Origin of the sequence: Bifidobacterium sp. MSK.17.10 (assembly GCF_019129655.1) — a bacterium.
In the GTDB taxonomy this organism is placed as follows: Bacteria; Actinomycetota; Actinomycetes; order Actinomycetales; family Bifidobacteriaceae; genus Bifidobacterium; species Bifidobacterium adolescentis.
The window spans coordinates 219,525-226,327 of the sequence record NZ_JAHOJD010000005.1; the positions used below are offsets into that span (position 1 = coordinate 219,525).

Annotated in this window: 8 protein-coding genes; all 8 read right to left on the bottom strand. The window is 53.8% G+C overall.

Features of this window, described 5'->3' with window-relative positions; translation table 11 throughout:
* Positions 1 to 132 precede the first annotated feature (132 nt).
* Positions 133 to 507 carry a hypothetical protein gene (locus tag KSX58_RS06530; RefSeq protein WP_217736043.1) on the bottom strand — a complete coding sequence of 125 codons (375 nt, stop codon included), beginning with the start codon at positions 505 to 507 and terminating at the stop codon, positions 133 to 135.
* Positions 504 to 1,043: a DUF5052 family protein gene (locus KSX58_RS06535; protein WP_273700928.1), complete on the bottom strand. Its 540-nt coding sequence runs from the start codon at positions 1,041 to 1,043 to the stop codon at positions 504 to 506. Before KSX58_RS06535 ends, KSX58_RS06530 begins: the two co-directional genes overlap by 4 nt.
* Before the next feature lie 123 nt (positions 1,044 to 1,166).
* Positions 1,167 to 2,138, bottom strand: a complete 972-nt coding sequence (locus tag KSX58_RS06540; protein WP_217736045.1) for a hypothetical protein — start codon at positions 2,136 to 2,138, stop codon at positions 1,167 to 1,169.
* 1 nt (position 2,139) lies between these two features.
* Positions 2,140 to 2,697: a hypothetical protein gene (locus KSX58_RS06545; RefSeq protein WP_217736046.1), complete on the bottom strand. Its 558-nt coding sequence runs from the start codon at positions 2,695 to 2,697 to the stop codon at positions 2,140 to 2,142.
* The gene (locus KSX58_RS06550; protein WP_217736047.1) at positions 2,694 to 3,209 is read right to left on the bottom strand and encodes a hypothetical protein; all 516 of its coding nucleotides are present in this window, start codon (positions 3,207 to 3,209) and stop codon (positions 2,694 to 2,696) included. The genes KSX58_RS06545 and KSX58_RS06550 overlap by 4 nt, the downstream gene beginning before the upstream one ends.
* Positions 3,210 to 4,137: 928 nt before the next feature.
* A complete protein-coding gene (locus KSX58_RS06555) occupies positions 4,138 to 4,557 on the bottom strand; it encodes a hypothetical protein (protein ID WP_217736048.1) in 420 nt (139 codons plus the stop codon).
* Positions 4,558 to 4,814: 257 nt separating this feature from the next.
* Positions 4,815 to 5,792 (bottom strand): hypothetical protein, encoded by a 978-nt coding sequence (locus tag KSX58_RS06560; protein ID WP_217736049.1) that lies wholly within the window; start codon positions 5,790 to 5,792, stop codon positions 4,815 to 4,817.
* A gap of 136 nt (positions 5,793 to 5,928) precedes the next feature.
* Positions 5,929 to 6,803 (bottom strand): RNA-guided endonuclease TnpB family protein (locus tag KSX58_RS06565; protein ID WP_217752055.1); only part of this gene is annotated, 875 nt, incomplete at its 5' end.

A 6,803-nucleotide genomic window follows, 5' to 3' on the forward strand; every position in this document is an offset into this window, starting at 1 on the left:
CCCGCTAGTTCGGGAACCTCGTTCCAATCATCGAACATGGCGGCTCTCATATCGGATTGTCCGGCCCGTTCGCATTGGGTTCCGTTCCACGGTAGACGGCGATGAGTTTTCCCCGTGTCTCGGCCAGTCGAATCACAGTAGTCCCTCCTCGACTTTCTTTCGCGCGATTTCCAGAAGCTCCTTGGCTAGAGTCAGATATCCGTCGCGTGCGCCGACCGTTTCGGCCCGCTTCCAGAAGAAATCCTCATCGGGAGCCCCGCCGTAGGTCTTCTCCCATCGCGGGATTTCGTCAGCCCACATGAGATGTTTCGCCACGGCCTCCACCTCCTCCCCGCAAGCGGGGTGGAGACGCCCGTTCATATAGGCTTCCTGCAAATCGTCACTGTCGGCCTCGAACGTTTTCTTGATGTCGGAACCATCCCAGTATTGGACGGGATACGCTTCCTCGGCCTCCCTCTCTACGATGCTGGCCAACTTGACATCCTCCGGTTCGGTATCGTGGCTCACTGCAACGAATCCCTGTCCAAGATTTGGAAATTCGCCCGATGAATGTACAGCGTTTTACCATCGACCATAAGCCTTGTTGTTTTGGGCAGATTGTCGTCTATATCCCATTTGATGGTGTCACCGTTGAACACCTCAATCGGCGTTCCCATCTGGCTTTTGATGACCACGACATGCTTCTTGGCAAACGAATCCTTATACCGGTTCAACAATTGCGACGTTGAACCGGTACCGGTCGTCTTCTCCGTGTCCTGAGATTTGAGAGCGTCGGCGGCGAAATCCTTGACCGGCTCCAACCCATCCTCAGTGAAGATGAGCGTATCCCCACAGGAATCCAACTCCCTGCCGTCAAGGGTCACGGTGATAACCGAAGACAGGGAATCGGTCGAGCCGGAGGAAACCGAACCATTGGTGCCGATGCCGTAGTAACGGGAGTCGGTGGTCACATTGCCGTCCAACCCGATTTTCTCGGCATGACTCGTCAAAGTCAGCTCACCGGTGTTGCTATACGCGTTCATGGTGAACGCTCTGCCCTCCAACCAACCCGACCACTATCCGAACATCCGCCGAGCGAACACATCAGAACCGCCACAACCAGCACGGCCACCGGACGGAAACCCTTTTTAAGACAATTCCTCAACACAAAAATCCTCTCAATCCAACTAACGGGACACCACGTGAGCCTCACCCTTATACGGGTCAAGCGTCAAATACTGGTCAAGACAAACGGACGGAAAACCATCCCCATCCGACAGAAACGGACGATGACGCCAATCATACGAACTCCAACCCGCCTCCACACGAGCATTCAACCCATCCAACATCACCGAACGAAAACCCGGCCTACCATCCCGCTCCAACCAGCAGATATCATACTCACGCCCACACAGGCGCTCGCTGACCACACGCGGAGTGGTGGTACCATCCGAACGGAGTTGCAGATACCTCAAATGCGAGTCCAACGGAGTCCAATCCGCCAAGCCGAAACGGTGACGGCCACGCTTATCCGTATACGCGCACAATCCGGCGTCCACACGCAACGTGTCACCCAACCGAATCGTCATCAGCCGGTCGGCGGAACCATTATGAGGTTCGATACGGTCGGGACGGATAATAGTGTTCTTCACGAACGTGGCAAGCCAAATATGCGAGTCGATAAGCGTCTGCGAACCATCCGAATTCACCACATGAGGAAACATCAGACACAGGCGCGACACATATCCGTTCGACACACTGCTCTCGTCACAGTCGGCCACCAAGCCCTCGACCGTGTAACGGTACGTGCCGTCCACGGTCTTATGCTCCAAACCCAACAGGTTACGACGCTCGCTCTTGTCGGTTCGCTCCACGTACCCCTCGAAGAAACGACGATAATCCAAACGGAGTTCGTCAGCCTCCTCCTTGGTCTGGATACGGTAACGCAATCCGATAAGGGAACGCCATCCGGTGTTGCGCCCCGCGCTCTGACGGCGAAGAACCTTCCTCCCATCAGGCGCGGTGGTCATCCCGATAAGCATGTCGGAACGCTCGTCAGCCTCCTCGATGAGCGCGGCCTTCAACGCGTCCACGGTCTCGGGAGAGGGAATGAACGGATTCTCCCTCCCATACACGGTCGTCTTGTCGAACTTGGACATTTCAGTTCAAGTCCCTCCAACCGGTCGCATACGCGTACTGAATACGCGGGTTCCCTTCGATATTGGCGGACTTGCAAGCGTCAAGCACGTTCTTCAGATACACCAACCCATCAGCCCCGTCCGACATTTGACCGAGCAACGGCAGGATACCACCGTCCACATCACACACCAGACGATAACGGATTCGAGAACCGGAATCCACACAACCATTGTCATGGCCGCGTATCTGCTTGAGGATGACGCGGATTGCCTCGACGGAAGGAATAGCATCGGACAACGGACGGCTGGAATCCCACACGGTCAACGCACTGATTTCATCCAACCGCTCATTCAACTTGTCCAATTCCCACAACGCCTCACCGACGGCAATCTTCACCGACTGCTCCCGCGCCACATCGGAATCATGCGCTCGCAGTGATTCATGGAACTGTTTCTTCGACTCGTCGTCCATGTTGGACTTGTCGATAAGCTCCTCGATTGGCGTGGGGTCTAAGTCTCGAAGCGCGTCCAACAAATACTCGTCATCCGGATTCTCGTCATCTTTGTTCCGGTCGCTCATTTAGCAACCTTCCCGGACGGCTTTACGGTCGGCTTGGCCGGAGTCTTGACGGTCTTGCCAATCTTCTCAAGATAGGCTTCCAAAGCCTTGACAGCCGCCTGTTTCGCCAACACCATGGCTACATCCTTGTCGGAAGCGGTGGCATGCCAACGCATGTAGTTTTCCGGCTTGTCACCGTCGGACAACAGATAGGTGGCGCTGACCTTCGGCTTGCTTTCCTGCAAGTTCGTCTGGGTTTCCGAAGCAGTGACCTTCACGCACTTGTTGGGAGTGTTCTTGCCGGTCTTGACCTTATCCCAGTCGATGAGCGCTTCGGCACGCCATGTGATGTTCTTGGCGCTGACCAAGGTGACGGTGGTACCGACATGCCACGGTTCCCCGCTGTTGTGCTTGTTGTGTTCTTTGACGATGGCTTCGGCCACGTTGCGGGCACTGCATTCGTATTTGATTTCGCCCTTGCTGGTGACGACATGGGTTGCGTACTTGTCCTGTTCGTAGATTTCGATACTCAATGTAGGTGCGTTCCAATTCTGGTTGTGATTGATGGCGACGGGTGTCGTGTTTGACTCGACCCGTCTTTATGTGGACACTGCCAGTATAACAAGAGTAGAAGGTTTAGGCAAATAGGGGAGAACTCCGATTGTCCACCCGCCATACTCTAAAACGACAACAGAAGAAAACCAGTTGGAGCGTCAATCTTTCTCGGATGGCGGCGTACACCAACGTCGGGCGTCCTCTTCAGTGCAGAACTCATGCAGAAGTCCGTGCCGATTCGCATACCATATGCAGCTGTCCAAATTATCACACGAGTCCAATGGTTGGCCTTCGTCCTCCAAGCAGTGCCGTATGAGGATATACGATTCGTACGCGGCCTTGCACGCGTCCGTATAACTCATGGGAATCGGCGGACCCAGATTGAGAGGACACCTCCTGTAAGGAAGATATAGTCGCCGCCAATACAATACAGTATGCTCCCCATTCTCAGACCAAAGGTCTATATGGTCGGCGCACCATCGGGTTCCTTCCACAGTGGGCTTGCCGCAGAAACTATTGTCCATTCCACGGAATCGGCACCCCAAGCCAACATTCTTGTTGGATTCTCGCTGAACGTTAGGGTCGAAGTCTTTTAGCAGTTGCTCGCATTTCTGCACACGTTTTTCAGCCTGTTTCTTCTCTCTCCTGACGGGCCACGACTCTTTCGCATACCGGAACCATTGGAGGACATTCCATGTGCCGTGAACGTTTTCTCGCATGGTGCGCAATCGTCTTCGAATCTGCCGCAAGTCCAAACGTTCTGACTGGCAATTTCGCAACAACTCCTGTTGCCTACGTTCGAGATAATCCACCACCGTCACCTCCACCTAGAAGACACATTTGACGTCGGCACTCTTGGGTACTCCGACGCCAACAGTCTTTTCCGTCGCCCACGAACGACTTTTCTTAAATGTATTTGAATAGTTGTTCCGGCGTCAACCCCTTCAAATCAGGTTTCTCCTCATCCAACAATTCCCTGAAATCATCGAACGTATATTCGACACCATCCTTGCACGCGTTCAACATACCATATTCCATATCATCCACGAATTTCGGATTATCCTCCCGAAAACGTCGTACCCGACTTTTGACGGAAGCGAGTTTCTTTTTCCTGCTCTTCGGCATGCTCTTATACCCGTAAGCCCGGTGTGCTCCGGCGGCGGTCTTATATCCGTAGCCTTGCGCGTCATCCACGATTTCGCCGGTATCCATGTTGACCAGTCGATAACGGGTTTCGGAATATCCGAAATCGAATTCATCTTCCGGCCCATGCCGCACCTCAAAAGCCACGGCCTTGATGACCGGTTTCTTATCCTGTTCGACCATTTTTCAGTTTTCCTCCAACAGTCGGAATGGTAGTCCAATGTCTCACGTCGTCGGCAGTGCATTCCTCTTGCAATAGTCCTTCATCTTCCAACAGTTCTCTCAGCAAAAGGAGGGACGCGGTATGGTCTGTGGAACTTTTGGCGAACATTTGCTCGCGTATTGACCGTACTCGTGCTCGAATCTGTTCCAGATTTAGACGCTCATTCTCGTAAGTTTGCTTTAACGTCCGTTGACGACGTTCCCAAAAAGTTCAAGGGTTATTCCTTCCCGAGAATATGTTCGGCAAGTTCGGGCACTTCCTCCCATGAGTCGAAGCTTGCGCCCTTGTCGTATTGTTTCAACCGTTCACACTGTTCCATGTTGTAGCCATGGCGTTTCGCCAAAACGGGGAGTCCTTCTCGCATGAGCGTGTCCAACATTATGGGATTGTCTTCAACGTACAAGTCGGCTTTGAGCAGGTTCTTCTGCTTGAGATGACAGTATGGGATGTCTCGACGTGACGGCGTGTATGAGTATCCGATGCTGGTAATGGGGTCTTTCTCATACCAGTCTTTTTCGGACATTCGCCTGATGTCCGAGGCGAATACGGCGTCACCTTCTGTATGTCGCAGGTCGTCCAGATTACGACGTGGACATAAGTTATGATTCTGGCTTGTGTCGAAATTCATGGATATCATCCACCGGCGTGTATCATCACGGTCGTCGTCACGGGAGGTGACGAATAGGAGACGATTGTCTTCCGACATGCCGATTAGCTTCACCAACGCTTCCATAGCATGTGGATACATGTGTTCACGTAAATAGAGTCCCGCGTTCACCGACCAATGATGCCATTCACGGAATTCCGCATGGGTTTCGAACCAGCCTTCACAGGCGAAACCGTAGTCAGTTGGTTCGGGAGCGTTGAACGGTTTCTTCTGTAATTGGCTGATGCAATCCTTGAACGCTGTCGTATAGTCTACGAGAGTGTTGTCCAAGTCGATGGCGATAAGCTTATGGGTTTTCCCCTTTTCGGGCGGATATTGTTCCTCGTCCAATCCAAGCATGTGTAAAAGGTCGAGGAACGCTATACATTTTGGCAGTGGTTTGCCGTCTAGTTCGGCGTGGACGATTGGGTCGTCGTTGGAGGGGAGTGGACAGTCTTCCGACCAGAACAGTCGGTGGACTTCCTCTAGTGTGTTGAACTCCCAATTGATGTGCTTGCCGTCACAGTTGACGGATTCGAAATTGAGCATGTTTTTGGCCTTTCAAGATATGTGAACATGCCCACTATAGCATAATCTGGCTGTCAGCCCCAAGGGTTCTCCACACCCAGCAACAGATTTAAGGGCATTACAGCTTCCCACAGCATAGGTTTGCAACCGTTGCAATCTAGTTTGTTCTAGTTTGCATGGCCTCGTTGTCAGGGCCAGCTCCAAGCCTCACACGGCTCACGCCGCCGCTTGGTTCACGCTTCACAGGGGTCAGCATTGTCCGACTGCTGCCGGTCTGTCTTACATCCACTCCACGCGCGTTTAAGGTCTCCGGGGCACTCCCGGCGACCATGATGTTGATGGCCGCGTTCAGGTCGCGGTCCATGTCAAGCCCGCACTTCTCGCAATGGTAGACACGTTCGCCTAGGGACAGTTTGGCTTTCACTGTCCCGCAGTTCGAGCAGGTCTTCGAGCTTGGATACCAGCGGTCGATGACATGGAGCCTCGTGCCGGTGCGTGCGGTCTTGTATTTCAGTTGGCGGCGGAACTCGTGGAAGTCCGCGTCCAGTATGTGTTTGGCAAGCCTCCTGTTATGGCTCATGCCTTGCACATTGAGGTCTTCGATGCTGATGTCGGAATAATTGTCGGCGAGCCACGTGGTGAGTTTGCTGATGTTGTCGGCTCGTTGGGCGGCTATGCGAGCGTGGATTCGGCGCACGCGCTCCAACGCCCTATTGTACCGTTTCGACCCGTATCCGTGGTTTGTGCCCCTGTCGCGGCGGCTCAACGACTGTTGGGCGTGGCGGAGTTTTCGCTGCGTGCGGACGTAGTTGCGTGGATTGGGGAACGTGGTGCCGTCTGACAGGGTGGCGAGGGTCTTGACGCCCAAATCCACGCCGACCTGACGCTTATGGTTCTTCCGTTTTCTGTTTTTCGTGGGAACGCTTTCGGCGGGACGTTCGACGGTGATGGCCGCATACCAGAAGCCCGCATGGCGGCTGACGGTCATGCGCACGATTCGTCTGCCGTGGACGCGTTCGGTGGCGTTCTCCA